14 protein-coding genes are annotated in these 13,730 nt (G+C 65.6%); 13 read left to right on the forward strand and 1 reads right to left on the reverse strand.

What is annotated here, in order from left to right:
• From atpE (AB1578_16145) to AB1578_16185, 9 genes are all read left to right on the forward strand, one after another.
• The coding region (atpE, locus tag AB1578_16145) for an ATP synthase F0 subunit C (protein MEW6489433.1) at positions 1–211 on the forward strand (211 nt) is incomplete at its 5' end.
• A 29-nt stretch (positions 212–240) separates the two neighbouring features.
• On the forward strand, positions 241–495 hold the full coding sequence (atpE, locus tag AB1578_16150) for an ATP synthase F0 subunit C (GenBank protein MEW6489434.1): 255 nt from the start codon (positions 241–243) through the stop codon (positions 493–495).
• Between the two features lie 104 nt (positions 496–599).
• Positions 600–1,025: a F0F1 ATP synthase subunit B gene (atpF, locus tag AB1578_16155; GenBank protein MEW6489435.1), complete on the forward strand. Its 426-nt coding sequence runs from the start codon at positions 600–602 to the stop codon at positions 1,023–1,025.
• Positions 1,025–1,594, forward strand: coding sequence for an ATP synthase F0 subunit B (locus AB1578_16160; GenBank protein ID MEW6489436.1), 570 nt, complete (start codon positions 1,025–1,027; stop codon positions 1,592–1,594). The genes atpF and AB1578_16160 overlap by 1 nt, the downstream gene beginning before the upstream one ends.
• Complete coding sequence (gene atpH, locus AB1578_16165) at positions 1,591–2,133, forward strand: ATP synthase F1 subunit delta (GenBank protein ID MEW6489437.1); 543 nt, start codon at positions 1,591–1,593, stop codon at positions 2,131–2,133. The genes AB1578_16160 and atpH overlap by 4 nt, the downstream gene beginning before the upstream one ends.
• 7 nt (positions 2,134–2,140) lie before the next feature.
• Positions 2,141–3,652: a F0F1 ATP synthase subunit alpha gene (gene atpA, locus AB1578_16170; GenBank protein MEW6489438.1), complete on the forward strand. Its 1,512-nt coding sequence runs from the start codon at positions 2,141–2,143 to the stop codon at positions 3,650–3,652.
• A 16-nt stretch (positions 3,653–3,668) separates the two neighbouring features.
• The gene (atpG, locus tag AB1578_16175; GenBank protein MEW6489439.1) at positions 3,669–4,532 is read left to right on the forward strand and encodes an ATP synthase F1 subunit gamma; all 864 of its coding nucleotides are present in this window, start codon (positions 3,669–3,671) and stop codon (positions 4,530–4,532) included.
• Positions 4,533–4,671: 139 nt separating this feature from the next.
• Entirely contained in the window at positions 4,672–6,084 is a 1,413-nt protein-coding gene (atpD, locus tag AB1578_16180; protein MEW6489440.1) for a F0F1 ATP synthase subunit beta, read from the forward strand.
• A gap of 15 nt (positions 6,085–6,099) precedes the next feature.
• Positions 6,100–6,513: a F0F1 ATP synthase subunit epsilon gene (locus tag AB1578_16185; protein ID MEW6489441.1), complete on the forward strand. Its 414-nt coding sequence runs from the start codon at positions 6,100–6,102 to the stop codon at positions 6,511–6,513.
• A gap of 218 nt (positions 6,514–6,731) precedes the next feature.
• Here the strand turns inward: AB1578_16185 and AB1578_16190 are convergent, their stop codons facing one another.
• The gene (locus AB1578_16190; protein MEW6489442.1) at positions 6,732–7,367 is read right to left on the reverse strand and encodes a hypothetical protein; all 636 of its coding nucleotides are present in this window, start codon (positions 7,365–7,367) and stop codon (positions 6,732–6,734) included.
• A 286-nt stretch (positions 7,368–7,653) separates the two neighbouring features.
• On the opposite strand from AB1578_16190, the gene dnaA reads away from it, so the two are divergent.
• The 4 genes from dnaA to gyrB form a co-directional block, all read left to right on the forward strand.
• A complete protein-coding gene (gene dnaA / locus AB1578_16195) occupies positions 7,654–8,997 on the forward strand; it encodes a chromosomal replication initiator protein DnaA (protein ID MEW6489443.1) in 1,344 nt (447 codons plus the stop codon).
• A gap of 212 nt (positions 8,998–9,209) precedes the next feature.
• Complete coding sequence (gene dnaN, locus AB1578_16200) at positions 9,210–10,328, forward strand: DNA polymerase III subunit beta (GenBank protein ID MEW6489444.1); 1,119 nt, start codon at positions 9,210–9,212, stop codon at positions 10,326–10,328.
• Position 10,329: 1 nt separating this feature from the next.
• The gene (gene recF / locus AB1578_16205) at positions 10,330–11,406 is read left to right on the forward strand and encodes a DNA replication and repair protein RecF (GenBank protein MEW6489445.1); all 1,077 of its coding nucleotides are present in this window, start codon (positions 10,330–10,332) and stop codon (positions 11,404–11,406) included.
• A 30-nt stretch (positions 11,407–11,436) separates the two neighbouring features.
• On the forward strand, positions 11,437–13,730 hold a 2,294-nt coding region (gyrB, locus tag AB1578_16210; protein MEW6489446.1), incomplete at its 3' end, for a DNA topoisomerase (ATP-hydrolyzing) subunit B.

The following is a 13,730-nucleotide window of genomic DNA, read 5'->3' on the forward strand; positions in this document are numbered from 1 at the left end:
CCTCCTCGGGGCGGGTCTCGCCGGCGGCCTTTCGGCCGTGGGCCCCGGGATGGGCGCGGGCCTGGCGGCGGCTTCCGCTTGCGCGGCCACCGGACGCCGCCCCGACCTTTCCGCCACCCTCGTGCGCACCATGCTCGTGGGCCAGGCCGTCAGCCAGTCCACCAGCGTCTATGGGCTCGTCGTCGCCCTGCTTCTCCTATACGTCGTTTGATTTTTCCCTTCTTGCCCTGGAGGTGAATCATGGCTGCTGAGATTACCGGCCCCGACCTCGTCCGCGCCGCCGCCCTGCTGGGAGCCGGCATCGCCATGGGCTTCGGCGCCATCGGCCCCGGCATCGGTGAAGGATTCGCCGCGGGAAAGGCCTGCGAGGGCATCGCCCGCGCCCCCGAGCACGCCAACCTCCTGACCCGCACCATGCTGGTGGGGCAGGCTGTCTCCGAGTCCACCGGCATCTACTCCCTGGTGGTGGCGTTGCTCCTCATCTTCGTGGTCTGACGCGGGGAAAATCGTCTCGCCAGCGCTGAAAGCCGTTTGATTGCGGCAAAGCCTTCGTGTATGATCGCGCCCGCTCTGCCCCCGGGTTACGGAGGAATAGCCTCGTGATCAACATCAACGCCACGCTGCTCGTGCAGCTCGTCAACTTTCTGCTCCTCATGTACCTCCTGAACCGCCTCCTCTTTCGCCCCATGCTCCGGGTGCTCGAGGAGCGAAGCGACCGCACCGAGGGCCGCCGCAAGCAGGCCGCCCAGCTCTCCTCCGAGAGCCAGGCCCTTTGGGACGACTATCAGAAGCGCCTCCAGGCCGCCAAGGCCGACGCCGACCGCACCCGCACCCAGGTGATCCGCCAGGCCGAGGCGCAGCGCGACCGATTGCTGGAAGCGGCCTCCGGCGAGGCGGACAAGGCGGTCACCCAGGTACGAGCCCGCCTGCGGGCCGAGTCCGAGGACGCCCGCAAGGCCCTTCGCGCCCAGGTCGCCCCGCTTGCGACTGCCGTCGCCCAGCGCATCCTCGGGAGGGCCGTCTGATGCTCCGCCGCACCCTCGCCTTGTCGCTCCTCGCCGGGGCACTCCTCCTTCTCCCCGGCCTCGTCTGGGCCGCTGCCGACACCGGCCGCTCGCCCCTCTACGATCTCGCCATGAAGTTCGTCAACTTCGGCATCCTGGCCGGAGGCCTCTTCTACTTCCTCCGAAAGCCCGTGTCCCAGGCCCTGGCCCAGCGCCGCGACGGCATCAAGAAAGAGCTCGAGGAGGCCCTTGCCGCCCGGGACGCCGCCGAGGCCAAGTACCAGGAGCACAAGGCCCGCGTCGCCGCCCTGGAGAGCGAGATCCAGAGCATCCACGCCGACTTCAAGGCCGAGGGGGAGCGCCAGAGGGAGCGGATCCTGGCCGACGCCGAGAAGGCCGCCGCTTCCATCCGGCGCCAGGTGGAGGCCGCCGCCGCCAACGAGGTGAAGCGCGCCACCGACGAACTGCGCTCCGAGGCCGCCGCGCTGGCGGTCCAGCTGGCCCAGGAGCTCCTCTCCAAGGCCTACACCCCCGAGGACCAGAAGAAGGCCGTCGAGCTCACCATCCAGAACATCGGGAGGGTGCATTGATCCGCTCACGAATTGCCCAGCGCTATGCCAAAGCGCTCTTCGAGCTCGCCCAGGAGGCCGGCAAGACGGCCCGGGTTGCCCAGGAGCTGGCGGCCGTGCAGGAAGCCCTGGCCACCCAGGAGGAGCTGCGCGTTGCCCTCCTGAGCCCGGTGCTCCCCCGGCCCGCCAAGGCCGAGGTCCTCGACGCCGTGCTGACCGCGGCCGAGCTCGATCCCCTCTGCGCAAACTTCCTTCGGGTGCTGCTGGCGGCCCGCAAGCTTACCCAGCTCGACGACGTGTTGCGGGCCTTTGCCGCCCTCCGGGACGACGCCGAGGGCCGCGTGCGCGGCGAAGCCCTAACCCCCATGCCCCTCCAGGAAGCCCAGGCCGGCGCCCTGCGCAAGGCGCTCGCCCGGGCACTGAAGAAGGAAGTCGAGCTGGACATCCGGGTGGACCCGTCCCTGCTCGGCGGGGTGGTCGCCCGCGTCGGCAACCTCGTCTTCGACGGCAGCCTGCGAACCCAGCTCGAACGCATGAGAGAAACCTTGATCAAGGGGTGAGACCACGATGCAGATCCGCGCCGAGGAAATCAGCCAGATCATCAAATCGAAGATCCAGAACTTCGAGGTCAAGCTCGACGTTGCGGAGACCGGCGTCGTGCTCAACGTGGGCGACGGCATCGCCCGCATTCACGGCCTCGAAAAGTGCATGGCCGGCGAGCTCCTGGAATTCCCGGGCGGCATCATGGGCATGGCGCTCAACCTGGAAGAGGACAACGTGGGCGCCGCCATCCTCGGGGAGGATATCCACATCAAGGAAGGCGACACGGTCAAGCGCACCGGGAGGATCGTCTCGGTGCCCGTTGGCGACGCCCTCCGGGGCCGGGTCGTGAATCCCCTGGGCGTCCCCGTGGACGGGCTGGGCCCCATCGAGAGCCCCGAGAACCGCGTCATCGACATCAAGGCGCCCGGCATCGTCAAGCGCCAGTCGGTGAAGGAGCCCCTCCAGACCGGCCTCAAGGCCATCGACTCCATGGTCCCCATCGGGCGCGGTCAGCGCGAGCTCATCATCGGCGACCGTCAGACCGGCAAGACCGCCGTCGCCGTGGACACCATCATCAACCAGAAGGGCGGCGACGTGACCTGCATCTACGTCGCCATCGGGCAGAAGCGCTCCACGGTGGCCCAGGTGGTGGCCAAGCTCAAGGAGCACGGGGCGATGGACTACACCATCGTGGTCGCCGCCACCGCCTCCGAGCCCGCGCCGCTCCAGTACATCGCCCCCTTCTCCGGCTGCACCATGGGCGAGTACTTCCGCGACAACGGCCGCCACGCCCTCATCATCTACGATGACCTCTCCAAGCAGGCCGTTTCCTACCGACAGCTCTCCCTGCTGCTGCGCCGCCCGCCCGGGCGCGAGGCCTACCCGGGCGACGTATTCTACCTCCACTCCCGCCTCCTGGAGCGCGCTTCCAAGCTCTCCCAGGCCGAGGGGGGTGGCAGTCTCACGGCGCTGCCCGTCATCGAGACCCAGGCCGGCGACGTCTCCGCCTACATCCCCACCAACGTGATCTCCATCACCGACGGGCAGATCTTCCTGGAGAGCGACCTGTTCTACTCGGGCGTGCGCCCCGCGATCAACGTGGGCATCTCGGTCTCCCGGGTGGGAGGCTCGGCCCAGATCAAGGCCATGAAGGGCGTCGCCGGCACCCTGCGGCTCGACCTCGCCCAGTTCCGCGAGCTGGAGGCCTTCGCCCAGTTCGGCTCGGACCTGGACAAGGCCACCCAGCGCCAGCTCGCCCGGGGCGCCCGGCTCGTGGAAATCCTCAAGCAGGACCAGTACCAGCCCCTCCCGGTGGAGAAGCAGGTGCTCGTGGTCTACGCCGCCACCAACGGCTACGTGGACAAGTACGAACTCCACCAGCTCAAGAGATACGAGGAACAGTTGTACTCCTTCTTCGAGACGAGGAAGCCCGACATCCTCGAGACGATCCGCACCAAGAAAGTCCTGGACGACGACCTCAAGGGCAAGCTCAACGCAGCCCTGGCCGAGCTCGACCAGGCCTTCGTGACCGAGTGACGGCGGAGAAACAAGGATGCCGAGCCTCAAGGACATCAAGAACCGGATCGAGAGCGTCAAGAGCACCCAGCAGATCACCAAGGCCATGAAGATGGTCTCGGCGGCGAAGTTCCGCAAAGCCGAGGAGGCCATCGTCCAGAACCGGCCCTACTCGGACAAGATGCTCGAAGTGCTCTCGAGCCTGGCGCTTCGCACCGAGGAACAGGCCCATCCCCTTCTGGAACGCCGGGACCCCAAGGCGGTGGCCCTCGTGGTCTTTACCTCGGACCGGGGCCTGTGCGGTTCCTTCAACGGGAGCATCCTGCGCAGCGTCGAGCGGTTCCTGCGGGAAAAGGCCGCACAGTACGAGGCCGTGCGCCTCTACCTCGTGGGCAAGAAGGCGCGGGAGTTCTTCCGCAACAAGAGCGTGGACGTCATCGGGGAGAGGGCCGAGCTCTTCGGCAAGGTGTCCTACGGGGAGGCCCAGCAGATCGGGCGCGAGATCGTAGAGCGCTATACCAACAAGGAGCTCGACCTCGTCTACATGGTGTACAACGAGTTCCGGTCCGCCCTCTCCCAGCAGGTGGTGTACGACCGACTGCTCCCCGTAGAGCCGCTGCGCGTAGAGCCCGACACCTCCACCACCGAGTACCTCTACGAGCCCAGCGAAGCCGATATGCTCAACTCGGTGCTCCCCCGGTACGTAGACGTGCGGGTGTTCCGGGCGCTCCTGGAAAGCACCGCCAGCGAGCACGGGGCCCGCATGACCGCCATGGACTCCGCCACGAACAACGCCAGCGACATGATCTCCCGGCTCACCCTCAAGTACAATCGCGCCCGCCAGGAGTCCATCACCAAGGAGCTCATGGACATCGTCAACGGCGTGGAGTCCATGAGATAGAACGGAACCCGTTTCGACAGGATGACAGGATATACAGGATTGGGCTCGAACCGGTCCTTCCGCTTACATCCTCTCGATCCTGTCATCCTGTCAAAGAACGTCGATTTCGGCCTGAACTTGTAGAGGAGGCCAGAGGCACATGAGTGAATACGGGAAGGTTGCTCAGGTCATCGGCGCCGTCGTGGACGTCTCCTTCGAGGGGGCGCTGCCCGAGATCTACACGGCCCTCAAGGTCTCGAATCCCAGCATCTCCGACCAGGAGTGGAACCTGGTGCTGGAGGTCGCCCAGCACCTGGGGGAGAAGACCGTGCGCACCATCGCCATGGACTCCACCGAGGGCCTGGTGCGGGGCGTGCCCGTCCTCAACACCGGCGAGATGATCACCATGCCCGTGGGGCGCGAGGTGCTCGGCCGCATCCTCAACGTCATCGGCGAGCCCGTGGACGAGGTGGGCCCGGTGGAGACGAAGAAGCGCAGCCCCATCCACAGGGGCGCGCCCGACTTCACCGAGATGAGCACCGAGATGCAGATCCTCGAGACCGGCATCAAGGTCGTCGACCTGCTGGCCCCCTACCTGCGGGGCGGCAAGATCGGCCTCTTCGGCGGCGCCGGCGTGGGCAAGACGGTGCTCATCATGGAGCTCATCAACAACGTGGCCAAGCAGCACGGCGGCTTTTCGGTCTTCGCCGGGGTGGGCGAGCGCACCCGCGAGGGCAACGACCTCTGGATGGAGATGAAGGAGTCGGGCGTCATCGACAAGGCGGCGCTCGTCTACGGGCAGATGAACGAGCCCCCGGGAGCCCGCGCCCGGGTCGCGCTCTCGGCGCTGACCGTGGCCGAGTACTTCCGCGACGAGGAGGGGCAGGACGTGCTCCTCTTCATCGACAACATCTTCCGCTTCACCCAGGCGGGCTCCGAGGTGTCGGCGCTGCTGGGCCGCATCCCCTCCGCCGTGGGCTACCAGCCCACCCTGGCCACCGAGATGGGCGAGCTCCAGGAGCGCATCACCACCACCTCCAAGGGCTCCATCACGTCGGTGCAGGCCATCTACGTGCCCGCCGACGACCTCACCGACCCGGCGCCGGCCACGGCCTTTGCCCATCTGGACGCCACCACGGTGCTCTCCCGGCAGATCGCCGAGCTGGGCATCTACCCTGCCGTGGACCCCCTGGACTCCACCAGCCGCGTCCTCTCCCCCCAGGTCGTGGGCGACGAGCACTACAAGGTCGCCCGGGCCGTCCAGCAGGTTCTCCAGCGCTACAAGGACCTCCAGGACATCATCGCCATCCTGGGCATGGACGAGCTCTCCGAGGACGACAAGCTCGCGGTCTCCCGCGCCCGCAAGATCCAGCGCTTCCTCTCCCAGCCCTTCTTCGTCGCCGAGGCGTTCACCGGCACGCCGGGCAAGTACGTCTCCCTCAAGGACACCATCCGCGGCTTCCAGGAGGTGGTGGAGGGCAAGCACGACGACATCCCCGAGCAAGCCTTCTACATGGTGGGCGGCATCGAAGAGGTCGCGGAGAAGGCCAAGCGCCTCGACGCCGCCGTCTAGGGAGCGGAGCACACCATGACAAAGGACGCGTTCCTCCTGGAAGTCGTCACCCCCTACCGCCAGCTCGTCCGGGCGGAGGTGGCCGAGGTCACCGCCCCCGGGGCCGAGGGCGAGTTCGGCGTGCTCGGCGGCCACACCCCCTTCCTCACCGCTCTCGGGGTGGGGGAGCTCATGTACCGCATCGGCTCGGAAGAACACTTCCTCGCCGTGCGCCGCGGCTTCGCCGAGGTGCAGCACGCCAAGGTGACCGTGCTCGCCGAGGAGGCCGAGTTCCCCGCCGAGATCGACCTCCAGGCGGCCGAAGCCCTCAAGGCCGAGGCCGAGCGCGAGCTCCAGACCTACTCCCGGGAAGCCAAGGAGTACCTCGAGGCCGAAGCCAAGATGGAGCGGGCCATGAACCAGCTTCACGTGGGCGGGCGCCGGCGCTGAGCGCGGGTGAAGAAATCGTCGCGAGCACGCCGGAGTGCAAGGTGCGCGCGAGGGACCGACGAGACATGTCGTGCAGATAGGCGAGGAGTGAACGAGCGCGCATCACAGCAGCCGCGCAGCAGATTTGTTCACACGCTCTGAGGGCTCGTCCCTCGCTGCACGTGAGAAGGGGCACCCGCTCTCGGGGGTGCCCCTCGTCGCTTCCCCGGGGCTCCGGACTACCCCTGCGCCGGGATTTCTTCCACCGCGTAGTTGCCCGGGCCCAGGGTCCGGTCCAGCCGTGCCTGCACACCGGGAGCCTTTTCCCCGCCGCGCAGCACCAGGCACGGCTTTCCGCCCCGGCCAAAGACCAGTCCCTCCCCGTCGGCGTCGATGCCCTCCAGGACCCGCCTTGCCTCCTCCCACCTCTTGGCCGGCTTCAGTCCCAGGGACCCCGCGTACTGCACCGCTCCCTCCACCAGGGCCTTGGCCCTTCCCGGCTCGCACGCCTCGAACTCCACCGGGTCGTTGAAAATGTGGGGCTTCACCCGCTCCCGATACTCCTCCTCGCTCAGCCGCGGCATGACCGCGGTTGCCTTCAGGCCCGTGCACAGGGGATCCACGTAGTAACCTCCCACCACGAGCGTCCCATCGGGTGCCCGCCGGGTTACCAGAATGTGGGCCAGGCCGCGCTCCTGCCACCCCTTGCTCACCACACACTCCCCCACGGGAAACTCCTTTGCGCGGCTGAGCAGCCCCTCCTGGCCCCCTCCCTGGCTCGCCCCCCGGTGCAGTGACTTTTCCTCCCTCACCCGCTGCTCTCGCTTCTTGCGCTTCAGGGCAGCGCGCTGCTCCCTCCTCGGGTCCTTCCCCATCTCTTGCCTCCCCTCTCTCGACAGCAGTCTCCTGCCCCCCGTTTTTCGCGAAACGGTAGCTCAAACGCGCAGTTGCGTCAACGACCCCCAGGCAGCTCCCGACCGGCCGGCCCAATAAACCCCTTGCCTGCCCCCGGCCCCCTTTGGTAGTCTCCACCCCACGCCGCGAGGGCCCGATGGGTCCTGCTCCTTCCCTGTCCCGTTCCCTGCTCGCGCCTCACCCTGGTCCATCTTCTCCACAGTTTTATCCACAGCTGTGGATAATTGCCTTCGGTCGGAACCTCCCATGGAGAACCTTTGGAAGGGAGTGCTGAGAGACCTGGAGGGCAGCCTTCCGCCCCATACCTTTTCCACGTGGGTTGCCCCCATCCACCCCGTCAAGCTGCAAGATGGCCGACTGACCCTGGAGGTTCCCAACCGGTTCTTCATCGACTGGCTCCAGGACAATGCCTTCCCCACCCTCATTCTCGACAGCGTCCACCGCCGGGGCGGTCCCACCCTCGAACTCGACTTCGTGGTCCAAAAGACCGACAAGCCCTACCTCCGGCGTTCCTCGCCCCTCCCGGTCAAGGCCGAACCCACGCCTTCCGAGTGGAAGGAGAAGGCCCGCCGTCTGGGACTGAATCCGAAGTACACCTTCGATTCCTTCGTGGTGGGCTCCTCCAACCAGTTTGCCCACGCGGCGTGCCTCGCCGTCGCGGAGAAGTCCCCCCGCACCTACAATCCCCTCTTCATCTACGGCGGAGTCGGTCTCGGGAAGACACACCTCCTGAGCGCCATCGGAAACTTCAAGCTCGCCACCTACCCGGACATCCGCGTCTGCTACGTCCACAGCGAGAGCTTCATGAATGAGCTCATTCATGCTCTCCAGAACAAGAAGATGCCCGAGTTCCGCGAAAAGTACCGCCGCATGGACATCCTTCTCATGGACGACATTCAGTTCATCTCCGGAAAGGAACGAACCCAGGAGGAGTTCTTCCATACCTTCAATGCCCTCTACGAGAGCCACCGCAACATCGTTGTGACGAGCGACAAGTTCCCGAAAGAGATTCCCGGCCTCGAAGATCGCCTACGGTCCCGCTTCGAGTGGGGCCTGATCGCCGACATCCAGCCTCCGGACCTGGAAACGAAGGTCGCGATCCTTCAGAAGAAGGCAGAAATTGAATCCATTCCCCTTCCCTCTGACGTCGCCATCTTTCTTGCCAGCAACTTCGCAAGCAACGTCCGCGAGCTCGAAGGCTCTCTCGTGCGAATCGCTGCATTTTCCAGCCTCACCAATAATCCCATTACCATAGACCTCTCGAAGGAAGTGCTGAAGGACTTCATCCGCGACGGAGGACGGGAGGTTACCATTGACGTCATCCTCAAGGCGGTTTGCCAGCACTTCCAGATCACCCTTGCGGACCTCAAGGGAAAGCGCCGCACCAAGGGCCTGTCCCATCCTCGCCAAGTCGCCATGTACCTGTGCAGGGAGTTGACCTCCTCCTCCTTTCCCGAGATCGGCCAGAAGATCGGGGGCCGTGACCACAGCACTGTCATGTACGCCTGTTCGAAGATCGCCGCCGCCCTACCCCTGAACTCCGATCTCCGGAGCCAGGTGGAGACCTTGCGTTCGTCCCTCACGGGATAACCTGTGGTTACCGTGTGTATCGCTCTATGGATAACCTGTGGACAAACCCAGACCCTTTCCCCTCTGTGGAAAAGACACCGGTTCTCCCCAGGTTTGTCCACAGCTCCGGCGTCCCTTTTCCCGGGCGCTCCCATCGCTTATCCACAAGTTTCACAGCCCCTACTACTACGAATGAGATTTAACAAAAAAAAGAATTCGAAGGAGATGGTCCTATGAAGATCCGCTTGTCCCAGGAGAGCTTCGCGTCCGTCCTTTCCCTCGCCCAGTCCGTGCTGGAGAGAAAGAGCACGAGACCCATCCTGGAGAACATCCTCCTCCAGACTGGGGACCAGCGGGTCCTGGTCTGTGCGACCGACCTGCGGGTCAGCCTCGTTCAGCGCGAGCCCTGTGCCGTGGAGATGCCGGGTTCCATCGCCCTTCCCGGCCGGAAGCTCCATGAGATCGTGCGCGAAATGCCCCGGGGAAGCGTGGACATGGAGGTCAAGGAGAACCAGTGGGTCACGGTGACGGCGGGAAAGAGCGTGTTCCATCTGCCGGGGACCGCTGCCGACGAGTATCCTTCCTTTCCTTCGCCCCCGGAGCGCTTTCTGCGCCTGGATGCGCGCCTCTTCCGCGAGATGCTCGATAAGACCTTGTTTGCCGCCTCCAACGATGAATCGCGTCCCTACCTGTGTGGGGTGTATGCGAAAGCCTGGACCAACGACAGTGGTGAGGCGCTTCTGCGGATGGTGGCGACCGACGGCCACCGGCTGGCCCTCATCGACCGTCCCGTCGGGTCGGCGCTCGACCCCTTTCGGGAGGGGATCATCATCCCCAAGAAGGGACTCGGAGAACTCAAGAGCGTCCTCGACGGGGTGGAAGGAGAGTTCGACATCGTTTCCGACCAGGGAAGGGTGTTTGCGCGGGTCGGGTCTACCGATCTCTCGGTGACCCTCATCGAGGGAACCTTCCCCAACTATCAGCAGGTGGTGCCCGCCGAGTCTCCCAACGGGCTGCGCATCAAGAGAGGGGATTTCCTGGATGCCCTTCGGCGGGTCTCCCTCCTGAGCGATCAGGAGAGCCGCAGCGTGGTCCTGGAGGCCGACGGAGAGACCGTGGCCCTCAGTTCGGCAGACGTGCGCATGGGAGAAGCCCGGGAGGAGGTCCAGGGGGTCTTTTCCGGTCCGCCCCTGCGGATCGCCTTCAATGCGGCGTATTTTCTAGACGCCCTCAAGGCGGTGGGGGGAGACGAGGTCATCCTCTCGGTTCACGATCCCCTCTCTCCGTGCCTGCTGCGAAGCGCCGACGACACGAGGTTCCTGTGCGTGGTCATGCCCATGCGCGTCGACTGAGATGGTGCTGGCGCACCTGAGGGCGCGCCGGTTTCGCAACCTCGGCGACCTGAGCCTCGATCCCGGTACCAGGGTGTGCGTCCTGTTCGGGGACAACGCCCAGGGAAAGACCAACGTCGTCGAAGCGATCCATCTGCTCTCCAACCTTCAAAGTTTTCGTACTCGGCGCACCCGCGATCTGATAGGATCGGGGTTTGCGGAAGCCCTGTTGGAGGGAGAGATCCTGGGGCGAACGGGCACGGTGCGACTGCAGTTGCGGTTGGACGAAGGGGGTCGTACGGCGCGAGTCGATGGAAAGGTTCCTTCCAGTATTTCCTCCTACCTCTCGGAGTTTCATACCGTCCTCTTCAGCCCTGCCGACATCGATCTCGCCCGTGGCAGCCAGGACCTTCGACGCCGATATCTGGACCGCGCCGCCTTCTGGAACGATGCCGGCCATCTGGCGCGGCTGAGGGACTGGAATCGCGTCATGCGCCATCGAAACGCCTGCCTGCGCCGTGGTGACGACAGTATCGACGTGTGGGACGGCGAGCTCGCCCGCCTGGGTGCTGCCGTGAACCAAGCCCGCCGGCGGGCGCTCGAAGCCCTAGGCCCGGTCGTTACAGCCCTGCACGCAGAGATCTCGGGGGGTGAGGACGCCGATCTGGGGTACTGTGCTTCGGGCTCCAGCGACCAGGGGGAAGAGGCCCTCCGGGAATCCCTCCGGCGCAACCGCCCCCGCGACGCGCAGCTCGGGTACACCACCGTGGGACCCCACCGCGACATGGTGCGTCTGAAGCTTGGCGGGCGGGCGGCGGAGCGGTTCGGCTCCCAGGGGCAGCTCCGCACCCTCGCCTTGAGTTTGAAGCTTGCCCTGCTCCTGTGGGGCCGCGACTCCCTGGGCGAGAAACCCGTGTTCCTGCTGGACGACCCGGGGTCCGAGCTCGACCGCAAGCGGCTGGGCTTCCTCGGGCGTTTCCTGGAGACCTGGTCCGGCCAGGTGATCGTTGCCGGAACGGACCGGGACTGCGTGCCCGTGCCCGACCCCAGCGCTGCCCGGTACTACCGCCTCTCCGGAGGCGCCGCCTGCGCCGTCTGACACCCCCTTCGCAGAAAGACCTGGAGCACCATGGACCAACAGATATTTCCCACCGAAGAAAGCTACACAGCCGATACCATCAAGGTCCTGGAGGGGCTCCAGGCCGTGCGGAAACGGCCCGCCATGTATATCGGGTCCACCGGCGCTTCCGGTCTTCACCACCTCGTATACGAAGTCGTCGACAACTCCATAGACGAGGCCCTGGCGGGCTACTGCGATGAGATAGCCGTCACGATCCACGTGGACAACAGCGTTACCGTGGTGGACAACGGGCGGGGCATCCCCGCGGACATCCACAAGGAGACGGGCAAGTCCGCTGCGGAGGTCGTGCTCACGGTGCTTCATGCCGGCGGGAAGTTCGACAACAAGACCTACAAGGTCTCCGGGGGGCTCCACGGCGTCGGCGTCTCGGTGGTCAACGCCCTCTCCGAGACCCTGGACCTGGAGATCCTGCGCAACGGCAAGGTCTACACACAGACCTACGCCCGGGGGATTCCCGCGGCGCCCCTGGCGGAGACCGGCGTCACCAGCCGCCGCGGGACGAAGGTGCGTTTCAAGCCCGATCCGGAAATCTTCTCGGAGACGGAGTATTCCTTCGACATCCTCGCCACTCGGCTGCGGGAGCTCTCGTTCCTCAACAGCGGCGTAAAGATCATCCTCGAGGACGAGCGGACCGAAAAGCGCCAGGAGTTCCGCTACGAGGGCGGCATCCGCTCTTTCGTGGAGCACTTGAACCGCAACGCCGAGCCGCTCCACCCGCCAATCTACTTCTTTGGGGAGAACGCGGGCATCCAGGTGGAGGTGGCGATCCAGTACAATAGCGGCTTCAACGAAAAGGTCTTCAGCTTCGCCAACAACATCAACACCCGCGAGGGAGGAACCCACGTTACCGGCTTTCGAGGGGCGCTCACCCGTTGCCTCAACAACTACGCCAAGGCCCAGAACCTCCTCAAGGACCTCAAGGAAGGCCTGGGCGGCGAGGATACCCGGGCCGGCCTCACGGCGGTGATCTCCGTCAAGATCCCCAATCCCCAGTTCGAGGGGCAGACCAAGACCAAGCTCGGCAACTCCGAGGTCCAGGGGCTCGTCCAGAACGTGGTCAACGACAAGCTCGCCGCGTTCCTCGAAGAAAACCCGGCCGTGGCGAAACAGGTGGTCCTCAAGTGCATCCAGGAGGCCCGGGCCCGGGAGGCCGCACGCAAGGCCAAGGAGCTCACCCGCCGAAAAAGCGCGCTGGACAGCGCGAGCCTCCCGGGAAAGCTCGCCGACTGCCAGGAGCGCGACCCCGCCCGAAGCGAGCTCTACATCGTGGAGGGCGACAGCGCCGGCGGCTCGGCCAAACAGGGGCGCGACCGGGCCAACCAGGCCATCCTCCCCCTCAAGGGCAAGATCCTCAACGTGGAGAAGGCCCGCCCCGAGAAGATCCTCTCCAACAAGGAGATCGTCACCCTCATCACGGCCCTGGGGGCGGGGGTCCACGACGAGTTCGACATCGAGAAGATCCGCTACCACAACATCATCATCATGACCGACGCCGACGTGGACGGCAGCCACATCCGCACCCTGATCCTCACCTTCTTCTACCGGGTGATGCCCCAGGTCATCGAGAAGGGGTACCTCTATCTCGCCCAGCCTCCCCTCTACCGCGTGGTCAAGTCGAAGAACGAGCACTACCTCCAGAACGAAGCCGAGCTCCACCAGTTCCTCATCCGGGAGGCCGTGGCCGACCACGCCGTGCGCATCGAGAAGACCGGCACCGTCTATTCCGGAGAGACCCTGCGCGAGCTCATGCTGCGCATCTTCGACTTCAAGTACTACATGGACCGGCTCGAGCGCCGGGGCTACGACCGCACGGTGACGCGCATCCTCGCCAACCACAACCTGACGAGCCCCGGCAGCCTGGAGTCGCCGGAGTCCTTCCGGCCGTTCCGGGAAGCCCTAGAGGCCAGGGGTTACCGGGTGGAGGTCACGGGCGCCGACCAGGAGCACAGCGTCCTGCGCTTCCGGGCAGAGAAGTTCGCCGAGGGCCGAATCGTCGCCAGCCCCGTCACCTACGAGCTCATCGACTCCCCCGACTACCGAAGCCTCTGCCGGGTCAACGACACCATCGGCGACCTGAAAGAGCCCCCCTTCCTCGTCCTCAAGAAGAACGGAGCCGACCTCCCCCTGGTCGAGGCCGCCAACAAGGAAGAGCTCCTCCAGGTCCTCCTCGACCAGGGCCGCAAGTCCCTGGGCATCCAGCGCTACAAGGGCCTGGGCGAGATGAACCCCCAGCAGCTCTGGGAAACCACCATGGACCCGGAAAAGCGCGTCCTCCTCCAGGT

The sequence above is a fragment of the Thermodesulfobacteriota bacterium genome (assembly GCA_040756475.1).
Lineage (GTDB): Bacteria > Desulfobacterota > Deferrisomatia > Deferrisomatales > JACRMM01 > JBFLZB01.